The sequence below is a fragment of the Streptomyces sp. TRM49041 genome (genome assembly GCF_008271805.1).
Classification (GTDB): Bacteria; Actinomycetota; Actinomycetes; order Streptomycetales; family Streptomycetaceae; genus Streptomyces.
The window spans coordinates 1-21,842 of sequence record NZ_VSRY01000145.1 but is presented as its reverse complement, the minus strand read 5'-3'; the positions used below and the strand labels follow the sequence as shown (position 1 = coordinate 21,842).

Below are 21,842 nucleotides of genomic sequence, written 5' to 3'. Positions count from 1 at the left end.
CGGCGGAATTCCGTCGAAAGGACGCCGGTCCGCCTCGGGCGTCTCCGCGGGAGGCGGACCGGTCAGGCTGTGGCGGAGTCCCGGTGTGCTCCGGTCATCGCTCCGCGGGCTGCGGTGTGCGCCGTCCTGCCGCGATGCTGCCGAGGCCGCCGAGGAGGAAGGCCGCGGGCAGTGATACGAGGACGACCGTCTGGAGGGGGAACCAGTTGAGGTGCCACTCCGGGAAGAGCGCCAAGGGGCTGCCGGAGAAGACCGGGCCGGAGATCTGAAGGCCGACGGCGCAGCCGAGACCGCCGTAGAGCGTCCAGAGGAGGCCGGTGCGGTTGTAGCCGCGCCAGAAGAGGGAGTAGAGCAGCGCCGGCAGCAGGCAGGAGGCCGCCACCGCGAGGGAGAGGGCCGAGAGGAACAGGACGTTCCAGCCCTGGACCAGGACGGCCAGGCCGATGCTGAGCACTCCGACGCCGGCGGAGGCCCAGCGGGCGGCGGCGACTTCCTGCTCCTCGCTCGTACGGCCGCGGCGCAGGACATGGGTGTAGAGGTCGTGGGCGATCGCCCCCGCGGCGGCGAGGGTGATGCTGGCCACGACGGCCAGGGTGGTGAGGAACGCGGCGGAGGTGACCAGTACGACGAGGAACGCACCGTTCATCGCGGTGGAGGGGCCGCCCGCGAGTTCGTCGGCGAGCATCAGGAGGGTGCCGTTGCCGCCCGGGTCCGCGCCGATGATCGCGGGGGCGCCGACCAGCGCGGCGGCGGCCATGCCCATCAGGACGAGGGTGAGGCAGATGCCGGCGACGATGCTGAGCGTGTGGCGTACGGTACGGCGCGCGGCGGCCGCGTCCGGAGCCGTGCTCAGCTGTGCGGCGACGTGCGGCAGGCATGCCACGCCCAGGACGATGGTGACCATCAGGCCGATGAAGTCCAGGGTGCTCGCGGGCTCGGTACCCCCGGCGAACCGGAGCCCGGGAGCCATATAGCCGGCGGGTCGGCCACTGCCCTGTGCGGCGGCGTCGATCAGGGAGTCGGTGCTCCAGTCGAACCGGTGGAGCAGTACGGCGGTGACGGCCACGGCGGCGCAGAGCAGGATGACCGTCTTGATCAGCTGGATCATGATCGTGCCGCGCATGCCGCCGAAGACCGTGGCGCAGACGACCAGTGCCCCGATCATGACGATGGCGGTCTGTTCGGCGCCGGGGCCGGACAGCCCCAGCAGGGTCGCGGTGGTCACGCCCGCGCCGGAGAGCTGCACGACGAGATAGGGGACGCACACGCTCAGGGTCACGACGGCGACGGCGATCCGCACGGCGGGCCCCGGCGTACGCAGGGCGAAGGTGTCGCCGAGGGTGTAGCCGGCGCGCTCGCGCAGGGGACGGGCGAGCAGCAGGAGCACGCCGAGCGACAGCACGGTCGACAGGGCGATGAACATTCCGTCGTAGCCGAAGACCGCGACGCTGCCCGTGGTGCCGAGCACGGTGGCCGCGGAGAGATAGACGCCGGACAGGACGAGCGCGCCGCGCAGGGGCCGCAGCTTGCGGCCCGCCGTGTAGAAGTCGTTGACCTGTTCCCGGTCGGGTCCGCTGAGGGCGGAGATGAGCAGGATGGGCACGATGATCGTCAGGAAGCCCACGAGAACGAGGGCGCGCGTGCCGCCGTCCAGGGTGCCGGCCGCGGTGCCTGACGCGGCGAGCGTGATCTCCGGGGTCATCACCACTCCCACCCCGGCTGCTCCGGCTTCTGCTCCGGCGTCGCCGCCGAGGGCGTGGGCACCTGCGGGGTGCGGTCCGCGTCCTCGTGGCGGTCGTACCGTACGGCCGTCCACACCAGCAGGACGCCCTGGGCGAAGAGCGCCAGGGCGCCGACGGTGGTCTGCCCCCAGACCCGGGTGGCCAGGAACTCCTCGGCGAAGCAGGCGAGAAGCAGGTGGACGGCGAACGTCGCTCCGTTGACCGCGGCGAAGGACGTGCCGGGGCGTCGGTGACGCCGTGGCGGATCGTGGAGCAGGGGGTCGTACGGGTATCCCATGGCGGACTCCTGGCGGGCGCGGGTGCGGGCGCGCAACGGGCGCCGGTAGTGGCGCGGGTACGGGCGTGAACACGGGCGGTCGACGTGGGGGATCGCCTCCGACGAGTGCTCACCAGAGCACCTGTGGTCCGGCCGGTCCATGCCTTGTGCCGGGGCCGTTGTGCGCTCCCAACCTCGGGACGCGCGATTGTGCCGGTGCCCAGTCGGGACGCCCGCGCGGTACTGGGCCCGGTGCGCCGGTACGGCCGGTACGGGCTGGTGCGGCCGGTACGTCGGTCAGGTGATCGACCGGTCGCTGTGTCCGCCGTCGCCGTCGGCGGTGCCGAGTACGGCGGCCGGTCCGAGCAGGCGTTGGGCGTCGAGTGCGAGGGTGAGGTGGACCAGGTCGCGGGGGCGGGTCAGCGTGAGGCCGGTAATCTGCTCGAAGCGGCGGAGCCGGTTGAGCACGGTGTTGCGGTGGCAGAACATGTGCTGTGCCGCCCGGACGGCGGAGCCGCCGTTCTCGATCCAGACGCCGACGGTGCCGAGGAGGGTCTCCCGGTCGGCGGGGTCGAGATCGTACAGCGGCCGGAGCACCCCTTGCGCGAGGTGGGCGGAGAGGTCGGGCCGCGAGACGAGGAGCCCGTCGGGCAGGCGGGTGTCGAGCCGGGCGATCTCGCCGTCCGCGTGGCAGGTGCGCAGGGCGAGGGCGGCCAGGTCGTGGGCGCGGGCCAGGCTCTCCAGCCCGTGGACGACCGGGCTGATCCCGATCCGGAGCCCGGCACCGGCCTCCAGGACGGAGACGAGCGCGTCAAGGGGACGGTCGCCCAGGTGGGCGACGAGTACGTCGCGTCCGTCGCCGGCATGGCGGAGTATCCGGAGGCCGCGCACCTCGGGAAGGGCGCGGGGGACGCGGCCGTACGGTGGTGTCGCGCCCACCACGGCCACCGCGAAGCGTCCGTCGAGCGGCAGGTCGAGGATGGCCGACGCGTTGCGGACGAACTCCGGCCGGCTGCCGCGCTCCAGGAGCGCGCCGAGGATCAGCCGGACGCGCTCGCCGTGCCGGCTGGCGACGCCTTCGGCGGCCTGCCGGTAGGCGTCGGCGACCAGGACGGCGTCGCGGTCGTTGCTCTTCCACACGAGCTCGGCGACGTGTACGAGCTGGCGGGCGTCACCGAGGCCGTCCCGGTCCACCACCTGGATGATCGCGTTCCAGACCTCCGAGCCGGCCACCCGGAAGGCGTGCAGCACCTCGTCGAGGGGGCGGCCCTGTTCGGCGCGTCTTCTGCCCAGCTCCCGGGTGTAGCGCTCGACGTCCACGATGCGGTCCGGTTCCAGAGCCGCCTCCAGTCCGTACTGGACACCGGCGCCGACGGTCCGCCGCAGGTCCGGTGGCGCGAGCACGGGGTCCGCGTAGTAGGGCACCTCGGCGCGGATCTTCCGCACCACGCTGTCGGCGACCTCCGGGCCGTGCCGCAGGAGGCTCCTGCAGGCCCGGTCGAACAGCTGCTGCGGTGAGGGGTCCGCGGCGCCGCCGGGCCACGGGCGGCTGCCGGGGATGGAACTGGCGTGCATGGACCCTCCAGGTGGACGGGGCGTACCGAGCACCACGCGGGGCCGTGAATCCGGCGGCGCCCTTCCGGCGGCCACCATGCTAAGCAGTTGCTTACGCCGGGGCGAGGTCTCAGCCGAACCGTGACGTTTCCGACGCTCACCCGGCGGCCGACCGGGGCTTGCGCCGCTGTCGCCCTGTCACGTGTCCCGAGCGCCTGGACAGCCGTCGCACGCGGCGTACCGTCACACGGGCATCGCTCCGCCCCTCGGCCGTGCCGCGGCGCATCGATGCGCTACGGCGGCGATGCCCTCCATATCGCCAAGACGACCCTTCTCGACGTTGCGCATCAGTCGGGACGCGGGGCTGCCCGTCGAAGTGACATTGGGAACATACAGGCACATCCTGGAAAAAACGCCCCGGTGGGCCCCAGGAGATGGTCATGAGCGGTAGCCCCGGCGCCGGACCGGTCCGGCGCGCAGAGCCCGCGGGGAGTGCGGGTCATTGACACCGCCACGCGTCCGGGACACGCCGGACGGGCGACAGGGCCTCCTGACCGGTCGGCCGCGCCCGGCATCGGCCCGCCGCATCATGATCGGCTATGTGCTGTTCGTGGTCCCCGTCACCGTCGCGTACCTCACCGTGCCGAGCAGGCACACCGCGCTGTGGGCGGCGATCGGTCTGGCGGGTGTCGTCGCCATCCTCGTCGGTATACGTATCCACCGGCCCGCCCGGCGCTGGCCCTGGCTGCTGCTCGCCGCCGCGAACCTGGCCTTCACCGCCGGGGGCACCACGTACAACGCACTGGAGGCGTTCTTCGGACGGCAGAATCCCTTTCCGTCTCTCGCGGACGTCTTCTACCTCTCCGCCTACCCGCTGTTCGCCGCCGGCGTCTACGGGTTCATCAGGTACCGGTGCAGGGCGCGGGACCTGGCCAGCCTGCTGGACGCCCTGATCCTCACGTCGGGGCTCGCCCTGCTGTCCTGGGTGCATCTGATCAACCCGGTCGCCCAAGTCGCCGGCCCGACATGGGGCCAGCGCGTGATCCTGATCGCGTATCCGCTCGGCGATGTGCTCATCCTGGCGATGCTGGTCCGGCTGCTCGCCCTGGGCGGTGTCCGGGACCGCTCGGTCCAGCTGCTCACCTTGGGGACGCTGGGCATCCTCGTCTCCGATGTGCTGTACGGGCTGGGCCAGCTTCACGGGACCTGGCGGGTCGGCACCGTCATGGACCTGGGCTGGGTGGTGTTCTTCACCGCCTGGGGCCTCGCTGCGCTGCATCCGTCGATGGTGCGGCTCACCGAGCGGGTGACCCCGCCGTCGCCGGGTATCGCCATGGTCCGGCTGGCCGTCCTCGCCGTCGCGTCCCTCGTCGCGCCGGCGGTGCTGCTGGCCCAGTCGCTGCGGGGCAACGCCCGGGACGCGGCGGTCATCGCGGTGTTCTCGGCCGTCATGTTCGGGTTCGTACTGGCACGGCTGTGGGCGCTGGTCTCCGAACACCGCAGGGCCGTGACCCGTGAGCGGAGCCTGCGGGTGGCCGCCGCCTCGCTCGTCGGGGCGGTCAACTCGGAGGATGTCGCCCGGGCCGTCGAGGTGGCCACGTCGACGCTGTTCCCCCAGGGGGTGCGCCACGAGACCGTCCTCTTCGTCCTGGACGAGCGGCGCCGTCTGCGGCCCGTCTCGGGGCTCGACCAGGAATGGGCGTGGAACCTCGGCGACGGTCACGAAACCGACGGCGCCGGCCACGGTGACCGCCACGGCGGCGTGGACACCGGCGACGGTGGTGAGGGCGAGGACACGGGGCGCCGGGAGCCCGTGGTGCCGCGGCTGCTGGCCGAGGGGACTCGGATCGTCGACGCCCACGATCTCGGGCCCGACAGCCCGGCCCTGCTCGCACCGCTGTACCGGGCCCTCGTCTGCCCGCTCGCCCTCCCGGCCCCCGGCTCGGCCGAGCCGATGATCGGCGCCCTGCTGCTGGCCGGGCCCGAGAGGGAGCTGGAGCAGCTCGCCGGATCGGCGGAGTCGCTGGCCTCGCAGGCGGCGCTGGCCCTGGAGCGCGTCGGCCTCAGCGAGGAGATCAACCGGCGCCGGAGCGAGGCGTACTTTCGCACGCTCGTTCACAACGCCTCCGACGTCATCCTGATCGTCGACGACGACGACACCGTCCGCTACGCCAGTCCTTCGGCGACGGACATGTTCGGCGTCGCCGAGCTCACCTCCACGCCGCTGGCCGGGCTCGTCGCCCCCCGGGACCGGGACCGTGCGCTCCGCGCCCTCGCGCGTGTGCGGGCCGAGCAGGCGCGGGACGTGCACGACGACTGGCAGGTGCTGCGCGGCAACGACGTCCGGGCGGACGTGGAAGTACGGTGCAGCAACCTCCGCAAGGAGCGGACCGTGCACGGCATCGTGCTGACGCTCCGGGACGTCACCGAGCAGCGCCAGCTCGAACGGGAGCTCACCCACCGGGCGTTCCACGACTCGCTGACCGGGCTGCCCAACCGGGTCCTGCTCCTGGAACGCATCCAGCACGCGCTGCTGCGCGGACGGCGCGAGCCGACGCTCGCCTGTGTGCTCTTCGTCGACCTCGACGACTTCAAGGTCGTCAACGACATGCTGGGGCACTCTGTCGGCGACGAGCTGCTGGTCGCCGTCGCCCGGCGGCTCACGGCGGAGCTGCGGCTCAGCGACACCGCGGCCCGCCTGGGCGGTGACGAGTTCGCCGTGCTGATGGAGGGCGCCCAGGAGCCGCACGACGCGGATGCGCTCGCCGCGCAGATCGTCCAGGCGATGGGGCGTCCGTTCCGGCTCGCCAGCGGTGCGACCACGGTGACCGCCTGCGTGGGCGTGGCGACCGCGCGCGACTCCGACGAGGCGGAGGAGCTGCTCGGCCACGCCGACCTCGCCCTGTACGCGGCGAAGACGGCGGGCAAGCGCCAGTGGCGGCACTACCGCCCCGATCTGCACGCCGGCATGGTGGAACGGCACGAACTGACCGCCGGTCTGGACCGGGCGATCGGCGACGAGGCGTTCGCACTGCGCTACCAGCCGATCGTCGAGCTCGTCACCGGTTCCGTCGCCGGGTTCGAGGCGCTGATCCGCTGGCCGCACCGGCGCCGCGGGCTGGTGCCGCCGGACCAGTTCATCACGCTCGCCGAGGAGACCGGGCACATCACGGCGCTCGGCTCCTGGGTGCTGCAGAACGCCACCGCGGACATCGCCCGCTGGCAGCGGGCGCGCCACCGCGCACAGCCGCTGTACGTCAATGTGAACGTCTCCGCCCGGCAGTTCCTCGACCCCGGCTTCGTGGACGACGTGCGCCGGGTCCTGGACACCTCGGGGCTCGCCCGCGGCTCCCTCGTCCTGGAGATCACCGAGTCGGTCCTGATGCGCCATGACGAACAGGTCAGGGCGGCCATGCGGACCCTCAAGGACCTCGGGGTGTCCATCGCCGTCGACGACTTCGGCACGGGGTTCTCCTCGCTCAGCTATCTGCGGGAGTTCCCCATCGACGCCCTCAAGGTCGACAAGTCGTTCATCGACGACATCGTCACCGACGGGCAGCAGGTCGCGCTCGTCGAGGGCATCGTGCGCATCGCGGACGTCCTGGGTCTGCAGGTCACCGCCGAGGGCATCGAGAACGGCGGGCAGCGGGACCTGCTGGCCGCCATGGGCTGCCGGTTCGGCCAGGGCTACCACTTCGCGCGGCCCATGACGCCGGACGAGGCACAGAGGTTCCTCGTCGTCAGCCATGAACGGCAGACCACCCCCCTGCCGAGCAGACGCGGGCAGCGGCGCCCGATGGCCAGGACAGGGGCCCGCAGCAAGCCGCGGATGAGCGACCTGGCCCGGCTGCGGAGGACCAGCCGGATGTGCGACGCGGTGATCGACGAGGTCCACGGCCGACGGATCCGCTGCGGCGACGACTGGCTGACCGACTTCGCCTCGTGCAACTACCTCGGGTTCGACTTCGACCCCGAGATCATGGACGCCATCGCCCCGTACGTACGACGCTGGGGCACCCACCCCAGCTGGTCCCGGCTCATCGGCAACCCCCGTCTGTACACGGAGATCGAGGAACGGCTGGCCGACCTGCTGGGCGCCCCCGACACACTGCTGCTGCCGACGATCACGCTCATCCACTCCTCGGTGATCCCGGCCCTCGCCGACGGCGGCCAGGTGTTCATCGAGGCGCGCGCCCATCGCACCATGTACGACGGATGCGTCGTGGCCCGCGGCCAGGGCGCGGCGCTGCAGCGCTTCCACGCGGAGGAGCCCGACGAACTGGACCGGCTCCTGCGGGCCGCGCCGCCCGGCACCCCCCGGCTGGTGTGCCTCGACGGGGTCAACAGCATGACCGGGAATCTGCCCGACCTGTCCGCGCTGGCCGGGATCACCCGCTCCCGGGACGCGCTGCTCTATGTCGACGACGCCCACGGGTTCGGCGTGATCGGAGACCGCACGCCGACCGAGACCTCCCCGTACGGCACCCGTGGCAACAGCATCGTCCGCCATCTCGGGGAGTCCTACGACGGGATCGTGCTGGTCGGTGGCTTCTCCCAGGCGTACTCATCGCTGCTGGCGTTCCTCACCGCGCCACCCGACCTCAAGGCACATCTGAAGATCGCCGCCGCGCCGTACCTGTACTCCGGGCCCTCCCCCACCGCGTCCCTGGCGACCGCCCTCGCCGGGATGGACGTCAACGAGCGCCGCGGCGATGCCATCCGGGCGGATCTGTACCGCAAGACGCGGCGCGTCCTGGACCATCTGCGCGACCTGGGGGTGGCCACGCCCAACACCGACGGGCTGCCGATCGTGGAGGTCATGCTCGCCGACGGCTGGGACCTCGACGCCGTCGGCGACTTCCTGTGGGACCACGGCGTCTATGTGACGCTCGCCGCGTACCCGCTGGTCCCACGCCACCAGGTGGGTTTCCGCATCCAGCTCACCGCGCTCAACACGGACGAGGAGATCGACCAGCTCAACTCCACCCTCACGGCCCTGGTCGACCGCTTCCCGCTGAGGCAGAGCCTGCCCGAGCCTTCGGGGAGAGGCGGGCCATGACACGGCCACCGGGCCCCGCCGGCCGGGCGGGGCCCCGGAACCCGCCGCGGCACAACACCGACGCCGACGGAACCGCCGGACCGTCGCCCCCGTCGCCGCCTGTCCGGCCGACAACCACCGGACCCTGCACAGCGCGGACGCCGCCGTCGTCCGGCACCACGCCGCGTTCTACCGGCGGTTCCCGCCCGGCGGCGTCACGCGGTCCTGGAGTTGGGGCCGGTCCCAACCTCTACCCGCTGATGGTCGCCGCCGGTGCCTGCCGCCGGGTCGACGCCCTGGAGCCGAGGGCCGGCAACCACGGTGACGCGGGCGCGGTGCCGCCCGGGACGTACGGTGTCGCGTCGATGACGTTCGTGGCCGAGAGCGTCACCGAGGACCTCCACGGCACCAGGGTCGACAAGGACCCCACGCTGCCCGACTACGGCGACACCGGGATGGTGCTGCTGCGCACCGCACGGCGCGGCGGCCCGGGCAGCGGTGGTGCGCCGACCGTCAGCAGCCCTTCCACGCGTCCGGCAGCGCGTTGACGGTGCGGAGCGCGGCCGAGCGCAGCGCCGCGCTGCCCGCCACCGCCGCCCGTACGCGGCCCGCCGACTCCGCCTGGACGCGGCGGGCACCCGAGCGCAGGGTGGGGCGCGCGGTCCAGCCCTCCGTCACCCCGATGTCGCCGGTCTTCAACTGCTCTTTGTACGGTTCGCTGCCCTTGCCGAGGTCGATGAGGCCGATGCCCTCGCCGGCGGCGGCCTCCGCCAGGCGTGTCAGCAGCAGGAGGCCGGGCGAGTACGGGGCGGCCTCCGGATCGTACGCCGGGAACCAGTACTGCAGGACGTGGCGGGAGCGGAGCCCGAAGTGGCAGGCGACGGGGCGCTCCCCCGCGTACAGCACCGAGAGCGTGCCGGTGCAGCCGGGGGCGCGGGTGCGGTGCAGTTCCCGGAGGAGGGCGACGGCCCACGGCCGGGCGAACAGGTCCATCCGGTCCTTCGCCCGGAACTGGGCCGACTTCCAGCGCATAAGGGTGTCGAGGGATGCGGATGTGGTCTCGTCGAAGGCCAGCCTGACCTCTCCGACGCGTTCGCGGAGCCGGCGCTCCTTGGTCCGCAGTTGTCTCGTCCGGGCCTCCGACCGGGCCTCGAGCACGGCCGTGTAGCTGTCGAAGCCGTCCCGGATGCCGATGACCGGTGATGCCGCGCGGTCGACGACATGCGTCTCGAACGGGCGCTGCCCTTCGGCCAGATGGTCGTAGCGCCAGAGCTGGAGGCGGCAGCCGCGCAGGAGTTCCGCCGCGTCCCAGTCGAGGCCCGGCGCGTGGATCAGCCCCTGGCAGTCGCACACGCCGCTGCCGATGGGCACTCCGAGGCCCAGCGGGCGCCGTTCGAAGGGGAAGAACCCCACCGGACGGTCCGGGTCCGAGAGGACCGCCACCCTGGCCGACGGGCGCTGCCGGCCGACCGCCCGGGCGAACTCCGGGGAGAGGAAGGGACTGGCCAGGGCGGGGGCGCCGGCCTGCATGTCCCGCCAGGCGGCGAGCTCCGACGGGCCCAGCTCGTGCGGGGCTGCAACGGTGATGCTCACGGGGTGCGCCCTCCTTCCGACCGCCCGATCACATGGGCATAGTCCTGGAGGGAGGATCCAGGGGTGCCGTCGTACAGGTTCCTGTCGAAGGCCCACATCATGCCCTCGAGTCCGCAGGTCCTCATCTGCCGGACGGCGTCGTCCATGACGCCCGGGTGGTACGCGGCCACCTGCGGTCCGGCGCTCTCCCCGGCGAGCGGGAAGCCGCCGGCACGGGCGATCCTGGACACCCAGCGCACGGACGACCAGTTCCGTACGGTGTCGTCGCCGCCGTCGACCGGGACGGTGTCGTCCTCCGGGCGGCAGGCGTTGTCGCGGGGCGTGCCCGTTCCGTCGACGAGGGCGGTGGACACGATCTGGACGTCGTCCCTGTGCTCGATCCAGCCGATTGTCTTGAAGAAGCCGGCACCGCGGCCCATGAGCCGTGCGGCGGCCGTTGGGTCGAGATGCTTCCCGACCGCTTCCCGGTGGTCCTGCGGGAGGAAGCCGGCGCCTGGCACCAGCACCTTGACGAGCCCCTGGTGGCCGAGTGACCGGTGGAGGCCGATCTGCCAGTCGACGGCGTCGGCGAGGGCGGCGAGGTACCAGTCGTACCAGACGGACACCTGGCGTGGGGCGAAAGTCCCGCCCTCGTAGGTGTGCTGCCCCGGCCGCCACCCGGGGTAGGGGTTCGGCGGTAGGGTCGTGGCTCTGCCGGGGTCGTCTGCCGCCGCCTGGGCGTTGCGGCCGAAGGCCCAGTAGGAGGCGGTCTCTCTGTCGTCCCCGGAGGCCGGGGGCGGGTAGGTGAACTCTCCCGTCTCGCTCACTCCGGCCCGGATCGCCCAGAACCCTTCGAGGCCGAACTCCTGGTCGAGCCGGTGCAGATACTCCTCCGCCTCGTCACGGACGGCCTGGCTGAACACAATGTCGGGGCTCTCGGTGGAGCGTGCGCCGTTCTGGTCGACGAAGACCGCGTCCGGATGCTTCTCGAACAACCACTGCGGCGGGTTGTTGAGGCCGAGGCCGGCCTCGACTCGCATTCCGGCGGCGCGGAAGGCGTGCAGTGCCGCCTTCACCTCGGCGATGTACTCCGGGTCGTACCTGCCGTCGGTCCGTTCGAACCGGTCCCAGTAGATGGGCAGGTGGGCCACCCGGATGCCGTGCCGGTGCTCGGTCTCCGCGTGGGCCGGTGCCGTCTGGAGCGTGCCGAACCAGTACCGCTCGCGGTTGTCGTGGCCGAGGACGGCGAAGGACAGCAGGAGAAGCAGGGCGGCGGCGGTCGCGCCGACGACGTACGGCAGACGGTGGCGTGTCACGTCAGGAGCTCCTGGTACAGCCGCTCGTAGTCGGCCCTGAACCGGTCGGGCCCGAACCGGTCCTCGACGGTGGCCCGGCCCCGCTCAGCCAGGTTCTCCCACCACCAGGGCCGCTCCAGCAGCTGGCGCAGCAGGTGCCCGGTGCGATGGCAGTCGCCGGCGGGGGCGCGCAGCACGGTGTCGCGCAGCGACGCGAACTGGGGAAGGTCACTGAGGATGACGGGGCGTCCGGTGGCGAGCGCCTCCAGCACGGTGAGGGGCACGTCGGCCTTGCCACCGAGGGCACGGGGTACGAAGAGCAGGACGTCCGAGGAGACGATCAGGCCGTGCATGTCGGGTACGTGCCCGAGGATCTCGATGTCGTACAGGCCCTCGTTCTCGGCGTGGGCGCGCAGCCCGGCCTCGAGGAGCCGGGCGTTCTGGCCGGGCCGGGCGCGCACGGCCAGGACCGGATGGAACCTGGCTCCGGCGCGGGCCGCGACCGCGGCGGACTTGATGGCGTCCTCGGCGCCGCCCTCGGGGTCGTGGTGGGCGACGATCAGGACGGTCGGCGGGCTCGTGTCGGGGCGGGGGCGCCGGGGCCAGTGGTCGAGGCGGACCAGGGGCCGGATGATGCGTACGTCGTGGAAGCCGGCCGCCCGCAGTGCCCCGGCGGTCACCTCGGACAGGGCGACGGTCGGGCCGAGCGGCCTGCACCTGGTGAGCAGGGCGGGGTCCATGACGCCGGGGACGGTGTGGAGGACCGGCCGGCGGCCGACCAGCCGCGGCCACAGCCGGGAGAAGGAGGGGAAGCCCGATCCGATGGTCATGACGACGTGGACGAGGTCGGCGCGGCGGGCGGCCAGCGCGCCGACGGCGGCGGATTGGAGGCGTACGGGCAGGTCGGGGACGCCGTGACGGGAGACGATGGGCAGTCTGCGGCCGGAGGTCTGACCGATGGGCAGCCCCCGGGGCTGCTGCCCGAACCAGAGGAACTCGGTGTCCGGCACGGTCTGTGCGAGCGCTGTGGCCAGCTGGGTGTCTGCCCCCTGCCGGCCGTCGAGCGGGCCGCTGGTGAGCAGCAGTACGCGTGGGCGGCGCCCGTCAGCGGCCATGCCCACCCCCTTGGGTGCCCGGGGCGGCCGGGGCGAGCGGTGGCAGCTCGTACAGGGCGAGCGTGCCGTAGGTCCTGCCGTGCGTGGAGAACAGCAGCTTCCCCTCGGCGGCGAGGCTCCGTGCCTGCCGCTCGTCGAGGCCGCCGTAGCCCTCCTCGATCACCTTCCAGGGGATCACCAGGTAGCGTGCCTGTGCCTCGGCCCTGTCCTGCGGGGTCAGCCACTCGCCGAGGCGGTAGCGGTCCCGCAGCGCCCAGGTGGAGATGCCGCGGGTGGCTCCTCCGTCGATGGCGGCGACGGGGGTGCCCGCCGGGATGTGCTCGGACATGTAGCTGCGCAGCCGGGCGTAGCCGTCGTCGTCCTGGAGGCGGCCGGCGGCGTAGGAGGTGCTCGCGAAGGCCGTCGTGGCGGCGAGGAGGGCGACGGCGGCCACGCGGGCCGTGCGGTGGCGCGCGGGGCGGGGCGCGCGGTGTGGACGGGGCCGGGTGCGTCCTGAGAAGGCGACCGTCAGCGCCGCGAGGTTGGGCACGATCAGCAGGTAGAGGGCCTGTTCCTCAAGGGTGCCCTTGGCGAGGGCGTACAGCAGGGTGAGGCCGGCGCACAGCTGGAAGAGTGCCAGCATCCGGCGGGCCGGGGCCTTGCTCCGCCACAGGAGGACCAGGGCGGCGGGGCCGAGGGCGAGGAGGACGTACGTGGAGCCGTAGAGGGTCAGTTCGTCGGCGAGCCTGTCGGCCAGCGACGGTGTGCCGGGCGCGTTGAACCCGGATTCCTGGACCAGTCCGAGCAGTCGCCTCACACCGGCGGACTTCGCGTCCAGGAACGCGTCGAAGTGACCGGCCGCGGCGACCGCGGCGACGTACAGGCCGTACGGTACGACGGCCGTGGACACCGTGATCAGCAGCAGCTTCCTCGGTGGCCCCCAGCCCAGCAGCAGGGCGCAGCCCAGCGGCAGCAGGGTGATCAGCGCGGAGTGGTCCTTGGTGAGCAGGGCCAGTCCGAACAGCAGGCCGGCTCCGGCCGCCCGGGTGCGCGCGCGTTTCGGGAGGGGGGTGCGGATGAGGCCGAACAGCACCAGGTAGCCGGCCAGGGTCCACATCATCGTCTCCGTGTCGAGCATCGCCCGGTTGTTCTGCCGGATGATGTAGGGGTCCAGAGCGAACAGGAGCGCGGCCACGGCCCCGGCCGTGCGGGACGCCAGGCGGACCACCAGCAGGAGGAGAAGCACGGCCGTGCAGGCCGCGAGCAGGGCGTTGAGGACCCGGATGTCGTAGACGCCGGTCACGACGTCCGGCTCGAAGCCGAAGAGCTCTCCCCAGCCGGCCTGCAGGTAGAAGAAGCCCGGCGGATGCAGGAAGAACAGCCCGTCTTCGTTCCTGGGGAAGCCGCCCTGGGCGGCGCTCATGCCGAGTTCGCGGTAGATGAGCTCGTCGACGAAGAGGTCCGCGGACGGGCCGACGCCCACCAGCCGGACCGCTCCCGTCAGGAGGAAGGCGGCCATGGCCAGGAGGGCGACGGGTACCCGTCGGCGGCGTGGTGTACCGGGCGGTGCGTCCGGGATGCGGGTGAGGGCGGTGGCGGTCATCGGTCGTGCTCCGGTCCCAGGTAGATCTCCGGTACGAGCGGGATGTGCCCGTCGGGGAACAGCGCGTCCGCCTGCGTCCGGTAGCCGCGGATCAGGGCGGCCTTGTCGTCGAGCCCGCGCTGCCAGCTGGTGGCCGTGAGCGGGTTGCGCCGGGTGAAGGCGGTGTCGATCTCGTGGTGCTGGTTGTACGGGAAGTCGCTGTAGTACGTGACCTGGTGGCCGCTCAGCTCGGCGGCCGTACGGGCCAGCAGATGGTCGGCGTGCCCCCCGACGGCCAGGGGCGCGAGGAGGGCGAGGGGTCCCGCGCGGGCCTGCGCGTCCAGGACGGCGGCGATCAGGCGCAGGACGCCGCTGTCGTGGTGGGAGATCCGGCTCGCGGTGAGATGGCGCCGGTACGTCGGATAGACGTGGGCAGGCTCGGGCAGCAGCCCGTTGACCCGCCGGGTCCCTTCGGGCGCGCGGTCCGGCTTGCGGCGGAACAGCCCTTCGGGGACCCCGGCGTGCCGCCATGTGACGCCCATGCCGTCGAGGACGGCCCGGTCCTCGGCCCGCCGGTCGGCGTACAGCCGCTGTGCGTCGCACGCCCCGGTCTGATGGAGGTAGCGGCGCGCGGAGAGGGTGTAAGGAGGCGGGGCACCCTCGGTGAACAGGGTGAGGACGGTGACCGGGATGTGGTGCCGGGCGTACGTCATCAGGGCCCCGCAGGAGAGGACGGCGTCGTCGAGGTGGGGCGACAGAACCACCAGGGGGGCGCCCCGGTCGACGAGGGCGGTCAGCGGGTCACGGGCCATGACGCGTCCACCTCCTCGGGTACGGGCTGCGTCCCGGGCGCCGGCGGTGTCAGCAGTTGCCGGACGAGAGCGAGATAGCGGCCGGTCATCCGGTCCCAGGTGTAGTACTGGGAGGCCTGGTGGGCCCGTCGGCCGAGGTCGCGGCGGGCGCCTGCGTCGGCGGCGAGGCGGCGGATCTGCTCGGCGTACCCGTCGACGTCGAAGGGGGGCACTCCGACGTTGCCCTTGTCGGACATCCAGTGGAGCCAGGGCAGTTCGAAGTGCAGGACGGGCTTGCCGTACGACATGCTCTCCAGGGCGACGAGGCCGAAGGTCTCGTGCCGTGAGGGCATCACCATGAAGGCGCTGTCGGCCAGCAGCTGCTCCTTGCGCTCCTCGGTGGTGTAGCCGAGCCAGCGGACGTCCCGGTCCGTCCTGGCCAGGAGGGCCTTCAGTCTGCGTTCCTCGGTCGGGGTGCCGTGTCCCGCGATGAGCAGGGGCAGGTCGGGCGCCGCCTTCTCGTAGGCGGGCAGCAGCAGTTCCAGGCCCTTCATCTTCACGTCGATCCGGCCGAGGCAGACGATGTGGCCGCCGTTGCCGAACGCGCTGTCGTCCACGTCCCGGGGGTCGACGCCGTTCTCGATGAGGTGGATGGAGGCGTGCGGGCTGTGGCGCCGGGTGTCGGCGGCGTCGGCTCCGTTGAGGACGACGATGTCGCGGTAGAAGCGGAGCCCGAAGTACTCGACGAGGAACGTCGGGACGTGGTACTTCCGCCAGGTCGACTCTCCGCCCCGGCACTGGTTGACGCCGACGACCGGCGCCTTGGTGAACAGGGGCAGGAAGCTGGTCGTGAACGGCGGGGTGAAGCTCTCCAGCCAGACGTCGTGCGGGATGCGGCGGGCCATGAGGGGCAGCGCGGCCTGGAAGAGCAGCTGCCCGGCCCGGGGGCCCGCCCAGCACACCGGCAGGTGACGGTAGCGCAGTCCGTCGCGGACCGATGTGCCGCTGTGCCGGCCGGCGGTGAGGACGGTGACGTCGAACTCCTCGGAGAGCCTGCGGGCGACCTTGTCGACGACGACGGCTCCGCCACCCCGGTAGTCCTCGTTGGTCGCGTCGTCGTAGATCGACACGACCACACGCCTACGGGCGGCCGGCTCGGCGGCGGGGCCGGTCCGCGCGGCGGCGGCGCACTCCCGTACGAGCCGCAGAGCCGTCTCGGCGGCCGCCGGAGGCGGGTCCGCGCCGACGCCCATCGGCACGACGCCGGTCAGCGACGGTGCCCACCGCCGGAACCGTTCGCGCGGGTCGCCCGAGCGCCGCCCACCGGGCCGGTGCCGGACGGCGCCGTCCGCGCGTGCGCCGGGGCGGGCGTCGAGCAGCAGCGTCAGGTCGTACGCGCGGTCGAGCCGCTTGAAGAGGGCGGCGGTGCGTGAGGACGCGGGCGGGTCGAACTTCACCAGGCCGTCGAGCGGTCCGCGGTCGGAGACGATCACGGTGGGCCCGCCGTCCCGGCCCCGCATCGCCGACAGCAGCCGTGCCACGGCCAGCCGCAGCGCCAGGTCGGCGGCGTCCACCCGGGCGTGCACGGCGTCCAGTGCGGCACCGAGCGTAGTGAGGGCGCGGGCGGCGAACCCGTCCGGTGGCGGCGCCGACCGCGCGCGGCGGCGGGGGAAGCGGCGGCAGAGGACACAGCCGTAGCAGTAGGTCCTGGTGACCACGTACCCTTTCGCGCGCAGCAGCGGGACCAGTCGGCCGACGAGTGTCGTCTTGCCCGCCCCGTCGGGCCCCGACACTGCGACGAGGATGCTGTCCCTGGAGGTGGCGGACCGGAGCCGGGGGCGGGGCTCGGGCCGGGAGCCGGTCGTGGACCTGGTCATGAGGAATCCGTCCTTCGTCTCTTGGCGACCACGAGCGGCAGCCTGAGTGCCGCTTCGCGGGCCGCGGTACCGGTGCGGCCCTGGCGCAGCAGATGGCGGGAGTGCTCCGCCGCCACCCGCAGCGAGGTCTTGAGCGGGAGCGGCACGGGCAGTTCGACGGGCTCGCCGCGGTCGAGCCTGCCGATGGTGTCGAGCGCCGTGCTCAGCGCGAGACGTCCGCCGGTGGCCCAGCCCTCCCGCGCGGCCTCCCGGCCGGCCTCGATGACCACGGCGGGCCGCAGCAGGGGCCGGATCGCCAGCAGTTCGGAGAGGTCCAGGGAGAGGTTCTGGAACAGGCCGTGGGACAGCCAGATCCGCAGCCGGTCGGCCGGGCCGGGGACCAGCCAGGTGTGTCCGGGCGAGGGCACCGCCCGGGCGAACAGCCCGTCGGTGGGCACCACCGGGACGCCGAACCACGACACCGAGGCGTGCAGATGGGCGGCGGGTCCGATCGGCGGGTGCACGAGCACCTTGGTGGAGCGCTCCAGCCAGTACACCGACCGGTGCGCGCTCCAGTCGGCGAGTACCTCGCCGGCCGCGTGCCACCGGCCGTCGGGCACGACGAGGTCGAAGTTGGTGTACGTGTGGTCGCCCGTCGCGTCCGCCTTGATGAGGACGGCGGGGATGCCGGCGGCGCGGAGCAGGTCCGTCACCTCGTCCAGGTTGTGGCGGAACCGCTCGTTGCGGGTGTCGACCTCGGCCAGGGTCCTGGCGAGCTGCCGGGGGTAGGCGCGGGCGAGCAGCCCTTCGACCTGGTTGCGCCGGGCCGCGGCCAGGGCGCCGCGCAGTTCGGCGTCCCCCGCCGACCGTACGTCGCCCCGCCACACGGCGTCGACCAGCAGCCGGACGCCACCGTCGGGCGCGGCGTCGGGACGGGCGGGCCGGGCGACCTGGCGCGGGGTGCCGTTCACTCGGGTGCGGGGCGGGGGCGCCGTACCGTTCACGCCGCCCGCCGAGGGGGACGCCTGCGCCCGGACGGGGGGCGGGGCCTCGCGGTCCCGGGACGGGGCGTCACGGTCCCGGGACGGGGCCTCGCGGTCCGCGCGGTGGCGGAGGAACCGTACGGCCGCCAGGGTCCCGGCAGCCGTGGCCGCGGCCAGCCACACGGCGGGAAACGGCCGCAGTACGAGCAGGGCGCCGATGACGAGAAGGGGCTCGGCCAGCGGCAGCCGGGTGAACACGGCGAACCCCTGCGCGCGTACCAGCCTGTGGGCGAGGAGCAGCAGGGCGGTGACGGTGCCGCAGGTGCCGCCGATCGCGACGCCCAGGATTCCGCCGACCCGCCAGCCGACCAGCAGGGCCACGGTGAAGAGAAGCAGCCCGATGCCCTGCCGACGCAGGCAGGAACGGTCGTTCACGGCCTGGAAGAAGGTCGCGAGGAGGTTGATCCCGCCGATCGCGAAACCGGAGATCGCGGTGAACGCCAGCAGGGAACTCATCCGGTCGTATCCCGCGGGGAACACGGTGTTCAGTACCGGCGGGGGCGCCGTGGCGCACACGGCCGTCAGCGGCAGGGCCACGATGAGGTACATCCGCAGGGCGTTCGAGGCGAGGGGGTTTCCCGCGCGACGCCGCGACAGAGCGGGGAAGAAGGCCAGGGAGATGGCGCCGGCCAGGAACAGCGGGGCCCGGCCGACCATGACGCTCGCCTGATAGCTGGCCGCTTCGGTGCCCTGGGCGGGCAGCAGCGCGACCAGGACCAGGTCCGCCCCGGCCATCAGGGCCACCAGTCCCTGGATCGCGCCGAGTTCCGCGGCGCGGCGCCACAGGTCGTGGTCGGCGGTGGCGTGGAGTCGGCTCCGGCGGCCGGTCCCGGCCCGGCGGGGCCACCAGATCAGGAAGGGCAGGACCGCGATGCCGAACGCCGCCAGGGCTCCGGTGTCGCTGAGCCCGAGGGCGGACACCAGGAGCAGTCCGACGGCGATCTTGAGTATGGCCTCGCTGGTGGTGACGCCCGCGAGCGTCCGCATCCGTTCGGTGCCCTGGAGCCAGCCGACCGTGACGCGGGTGACGTAGATCAGCAGGGTGGCGGCGGCCAGTACCAGGGTGGTGGGCGCGCCGGCGAACTGTGCCGCCACGGTGGCGACGAGCGCGGCGGCGAGGGTACCGCCCGCGACGGCGATCAGTACGGCGACCCGGACGGCGTCGGCACGGGCGACCGGCGACGTGGCGCGGGCGAGGGTCTGGGCGAGCACCCAGGGTATGGCCACGACGGCCACGGTCGCCGCGCACAGCAGCAGGCCCTGCCCGGCGGCGAACGTGGCGAACGCGTCGACGTCGAGCAGCCGGGTGAGCAGGAGGGCGTAGCCGTAGTTGAGGGCGCCGACGCTGAGTGAGGCGGCGGTGATCCACCGTGCCCCGCTGACCGCCGTGACCTCGTCGGGACGTGCGGCGAGTTCCGTGAACGACGGGGCCACCGGTACGGCCGGGGGTGCGGCGCGGGCGAGGCTCATGGCGGGCTCTCCCCGTGGCCGAGCAGTTCGTCCTGCCCGGTCGCCAGCCCGACCTCGGCCTGGTCGGCCCGCACGCCGAGCCGCCGCAGGGCGCCGAGGGCGCGGACCTCGTCGCAGCCGTGCAGGAGGAGCCGGAAGTCGTCCCCGTGCCGTGTCCAGCCGTCGGTCTGCCGCAGTGAGCTGGTGAGGGCGTGGACGAGGATGTCGGCGTCCGCCGCCCGGAACCTGGTGACGACGGTGAGGTCGCTCGGCCTGCGGCGCGAGCGGCGGTGCCGACGGGCGCGCCGCATCTCCTCCAGCACGACCGTCGCCAGGCGCTCGGCGCTGTCGTCCCAGGAGTACGCGGCGGCCCAGGCCCGGCATCGGATCGCGGTCCGCTCCCGGGCGGCGGGGTCGTGAAGCTCCCTCAGGGCTTCGGTGGCCGCGTTGGTGAGATCCGAGTCCGGGGGTATCACCCATCCGTTGCGGCCGTGGCAGATGGCGTCGCGCAGGCCCGGCACGTCATAGGCGAGTGCGGGTGTGCCGACGTCGTTGGCCTCGATGACGGTGAGGCCCCAGCCCTCGGCGACGGAGGGTACGACGGTGAGCCAGGCGCGGGCGAGGAGCTCCCGCTTGCGCTCCTCGGTGACGTGCCCGTGGAAGCGCACCGCGCCGTCGAGGCCGGCTCGTTCGGCGAGGTCGCGCAGCCGGACGAGTTCGTCGCCGTCGCCCGCGACGTCGAGGCGCAGGCCCGGCACCCGGCGGGTCAGCTCGGGCATGGCCCCGACGAGGAGGTCGAGCCGCTTCTGCGGCATGAGCCGGCTTACGACCGCGATGACGGGTGTGCTGCTGCGCGGCGGCGGTGCGGCGGTGGTCGGCGGGTGCGGCGGGCTGCCGTTGGGCACTATGTAGATCGGGTTGTGCAGGCCGAGTTCGCGCCGTGCTCCTTCGCGGGTGGACGGCGAGACGACGACCACGGGGCGTCCCCGGTAGACCAGCCGGCCGGCCTGCTTCTCCAGCACCTTCCCGACGATGTTGACCGGCCAGCGGAAGTGCAGGTCGAACTGGTGCTGATGGACGTGGTGGATGACGCAGACGTCCGCGGTCGAGCGGGGTGTGAACAGAGGCGAGAAGAACGGGATGCCGTTCTGGAAGTCGATGACGGCGTCGTACGCCTGACGATGCCGTACGAGGTGGCGTGCCGCGGCGGCGTAGACCCCGAAAGTGCCGCCCGCGCGCAGGACCCTGATGTCGTCCGAGACGCACTCCGGGGTGGAGCCGGGCGGGCGGGCGGCGAACAGGGTGACGTGGGCGCCGGCCGCGGCGAACCGGCGGGCGATCTCGTAGCAGTACGCCTCGGCGCCGCCGGCCCGTGGATGGGAGGGGTCGCGCCAGTTGAGGAACAGGACGTTCGCTCTGCCGAGCTGGTCGAGTGCGGTCATGTCGGTCACCTGGAGAGGGAGATCCGGACGAGGTCGGCCATGGAGCGCAGTCCGTCCCTGCCGGGCGAGAAGGTCGACCCGGGCACGTCGGACCAGTTGACGGGTACTTCGACCACGCTGTGTCCGGCTTGCAGGAGGCGGGCGAGGATCTCGACGTCGAACGCGAAGCCGTCGACGCGGCAGCCGCGCACGGTGTCGCGTACGACGGGGCCCTCGAAGAACTTGAATCCGCACTGGCTGTCGGAGACGCCGGGCAGCGCGTGATGGGCGAGGCGGCGGAAGACCCAGCCGCCGGAGCGGCGCAGCGCGGACTGCTCGACCTCGTAGCGCGCGCCGGGTGCCCGCCGTGAGGCGATCACGGCGGTGTTGCCGGCCGCGAGGAGGGTCATGACGGCGTCGAGTGTTTCGATGGGGGTGGCGTTGTCGGCGTCGGCGAAGCCCACGTACCGGGCGGAGGAGGTGGCGATGCCGCGCCGGACGGCGGCGCCCTTGCCGTGGTCGCTGCAGCCGATCGCGTAGACGCCGACCGGCGCGTGCCGGAACGGTCCGAGGACCTCGTGGGTCCGGTCTGCGCTGTCGTTGTCGACCACGACGACGGCCGATGACCAGGGCTGTCCCCGCAGGTAGTCGATGGTGGCGGCCACGGTGGCGGGCAGTCGGCGCTCCTCGTTGAAAGCCGGAAGGATCACTTCAAGATCAACCGGCGGCCGGGCGAAGGCGCGCGGGACGGCGTCGGTCGCGGCGGTGGACGGCATGGAGACCATCAGGAGTCGCCTCCCCCGGGCGCACGGCGGGGCAGCCCGGATCGCGGGGGCGAGGCCGGGGTGATCGGACGGTACGGGGCCGGGCCGCGGTACGGGGTCAGGGCGCGGTACGGGGTGGGGGCGCCGGGCGCGGTCGGGCCGCGGGACGGGGCCGGGGCGCGGTGCGGCTGCCCGGCGAGGCCATGGCGGCACGGCTGCCTGTGAGTGTGCGAGGAACGCCCTGGACCGGCACGGTCAGGAGCCGGCGCGCCTCGGCCAGGATGGCCCGGACAGCCGTCCGAATCGGCCGTTCGACGGCCGGCGGAGGCGCTCGCGGAGGCCGGGCGGCGCCTGCGCCGGGGCGCGGCGTGCGGCCGGCACGCGG

Annotated in this window: 14 protein-coding genes; 2 read left to right on the top strand and 12 right to left on the bottom strand. The window is 73.1% G+C overall.

Annotated features, from left to right (window positions below; translation table 11 throughout):
• Window positions 1–94 precede the first annotated feature (94 nt).
• The 3 genes from FVS66_RS19745 to FVS66_RS19735 form a co-directional block, all read right to left on the bottom strand.
• Entirely contained in the window at window positions 95–1,702 is a 1,608-nt protein-coding gene (locus FVS66_RS19745) for a cation acetate symporter (protein WP_149182511.1), read from the bottom strand.
• The gene (locus FVS66_RS36085) at window positions 1,702–2,055 is read right to left on the bottom strand and encodes a DUF485 domain-containing protein (RefSeq protein WP_262387089.1); all 354 of its coding nucleotides are present in this window, start codon (window positions 2,053–2,055) and stop codon (window positions 1,702–1,704) included. The genes FVS66_RS19745 and FVS66_RS36085 overlap by 1 nt, the downstream gene beginning before the upstream one ends.
• Before the next feature lie 240 nt (window positions 2,056–2,295).
• Window positions 2,296–3,573, bottom strand: coding sequence for a CdaR family transcriptional regulator (locus FVS66_RS19735; RefSeq protein ID WP_149182510.1), 1,278 nt, complete (start codon window positions 3,571–3,573; stop codon window positions 2,296–2,298).
• Between the two features lie 568 nt (window positions 3,574–4,141).
• Here FVS66_RS19735 and FVS66_RS19730 point away from each other — a divergent pair.
• Together FVS66_RS19730 and FVS66_RS19725 are read left to right on the top strand one after the other, a co-directional pair.
• On the top strand, window positions 4,142–8,611 hold the full coding sequence (locus FVS66_RS19730; protein WP_399225912.1) for an aminotransferase class I/II-fold pyridoxal phosphate-dependent enzyme: 4,470 nt from the start codon (window positions 4,142–4,144) through the stop codon (window positions 8,609–8,611).
• 239 nt (window positions 8,612–8,850) lie between these two features.
• On the top strand, window positions 8,851–9,138 hold the full coding sequence (locus FVS66_RS19725; RefSeq protein ID WP_316248201.1) for a hypothetical protein: 288 nt from the start codon (window positions 8,851–8,853) through the stop codon (window positions 9,136–9,138).
• Here FVS66_RS19725 and FVS66_RS19720 read toward each other — a convergent pair.
• The 9 genes from FVS66_RS19720 to FVS66_RS19680 are packed head-to-tail and all read right to left on the bottom strand — an operon-like array spanning window position 9,104 to window position 21,478.
• Window positions 9,104–10,183 carry a GNAT family N-acetyltransferase gene (locus FVS66_RS19720; protein WP_149182509.1) on the bottom strand — a complete coding sequence of 360 codons (1,080 nt, stop codon included), beginning with the start codon at window positions 10,181–10,183 and terminating at the stop codon, window positions 9,104–9,106. The two genes, FVS66_RS19725 and FVS66_RS19720, sit on opposite strands and share 35 nt — an antisense overlap.
• The gene (locus FVS66_RS19715; protein ID WP_149182508.1) at window positions 10,180–11,478 is read right to left on the bottom strand and encodes a beta-galactosidase; all 1,299 of its coding nucleotides are present in this window, start codon (window positions 11,476–11,478) and stop codon (window positions 10,180–10,182) included. The genes FVS66_RS19720 and FVS66_RS19715 overlap by 4 nt, the downstream gene beginning before the upstream one ends.
• On the bottom strand, window positions 11,475–12,572 hold the full coding sequence (locus FVS66_RS19710; RefSeq protein ID WP_149182507.1) for a glycosyltransferase: 1,098 nt from the start codon (window positions 12,570–12,572) through the stop codon (window positions 11,475–11,477). Before FVS66_RS19710 ends, FVS66_RS19715 begins: the two co-directional genes overlap by 4 nt.
• The gene (locus FVS66_RS19705) at window positions 12,562–14,154 is read right to left on the bottom strand and encodes a phospholipid carrier-dependent glycosyltransferase (protein ID WP_149182506.1); all 1,593 of its coding nucleotides are present in this window, start codon (window positions 14,152–14,154) and stop codon (window positions 12,562–12,564) included. The genes FVS66_RS19710 and FVS66_RS19705 overlap by 11 nt, the downstream gene beginning before the upstream one ends.
• A complete protein-coding gene (locus FVS66_RS19700; RefSeq protein WP_149182505.1) occupies window positions 14,151–14,945 on the bottom strand; it encodes a PIG-L deacetylase family protein in 795 nt (264 codons plus the stop codon). The genes FVS66_RS19705 and FVS66_RS19700 overlap by 4 nt, the downstream gene beginning before the upstream one ends.
• Window positions 14,927–16,801: a glycosyltransferase gene (locus tag FVS66_RS19695; RefSeq protein WP_149182504.1), complete on the bottom strand. Its 1,875-nt coding sequence runs from the start codon at window positions 16,799–16,801 to the stop codon at window positions 14,927–14,929. The genes FVS66_RS19700 and FVS66_RS19695 overlap by 19 nt, the downstream gene beginning before the upstream one ends.
• Entirely contained in the window at window positions 16,798–19,293 is a 2,496-nt protein-coding gene (locus FVS66_RS19690; protein ID WP_149182503.1) for a lipopolysaccharide biosynthesis protein, read from the bottom strand. Before FVS66_RS19690 ends, FVS66_RS19695 begins: the two co-directional genes overlap by 4 nt.
• A complete protein-coding gene (locus FVS66_RS19685) occupies window positions 19,290–20,714 on the bottom strand; it encodes a glycosyltransferase family 4 protein (RefSeq protein WP_149182502.1) in 1,425 nt (474 codons plus the stop codon). The genes FVS66_RS19690 and FVS66_RS19685 overlap by 4 nt, the downstream gene beginning before the upstream one ends.
• A 5-nt stretch (window positions 20,715–20,719) precedes the next feature.
• A complete protein-coding gene (locus tag FVS66_RS19680) occupies window positions 20,720–21,478 on the bottom strand; it encodes a glycosyltransferase (protein ID WP_222946958.1) in 759 nt (252 codons plus the stop codon).
• Window positions 21,479–21,842 lie beyond the last annotated feature (364 nt).